Below are 509 nucleotides of genomic sequence, written 5' to 3' on the forward strand. Positions count from 1 at the left end.
CCTGAATATCCGCCGTACTCAGTGATCGATCAGGTGCCGCTTCCGGGGAAACAGGTGAAGGAAAACCGAAAGATATATCTTACATTAAACCCTTCAGGATTTACCAAGGTGGAGATTCCGGAGAATTTGATCCGAAGAACAAGGAGACAGGTGGAACCGACTTTGCGTTCTCTAGGGTTCGAAATAGGCACAATTTCCTACAAACCCGATGTTGCCAAAGATGTGGTACTTGAAATGCGCCACAAAGGTGAACTGGTGGAACCCGGTATGAAACTTATGAAAACTTCGAAGATCGACTTGATCCTGGGTGATGGCTCCGGAAGATATGGAATGGATGAAGAGGATGAAGCTGAAACTACTGCCGAAGAGCAAATTATAAATGACCTGGAAGAAGAAGAATATGATTTCTGAAAATAATAGTCCCGAACCAGATGATAATGATGATGAGCTATACGAACATCACAGGTTTGTAGCAGATAAAGGTCAGCAGCCGCTGCGGGTCGATAAGT

At 44.6% G+C, this 509-nt stretch carries 1 protein-coding gene and 1 pseudogene; both read left to right on the forward strand.

Features of this window, described 5'->3' with window-relative positions; all coding sequences use genetic code 11:
• Positions 1-411: PASTA domain-containing protein (locus tag HC175_RS17480; protein WP_209310058.1), on the forward strand; the 411-nt coding region annotated here is incomplete at its 5' end.
• A pseudogene (locus HC175_RS24865) lies at positions 401-509 on the forward strand (RluA family pseudouridine synthase); the annotation flags it as partial. The gene HC175_RS17480 and the pseudogene HC175_RS24865, both read left to right, overlap by 11 nt.

This window comes from Salinimicrobium oceani, from assembly GCF_012037645.1.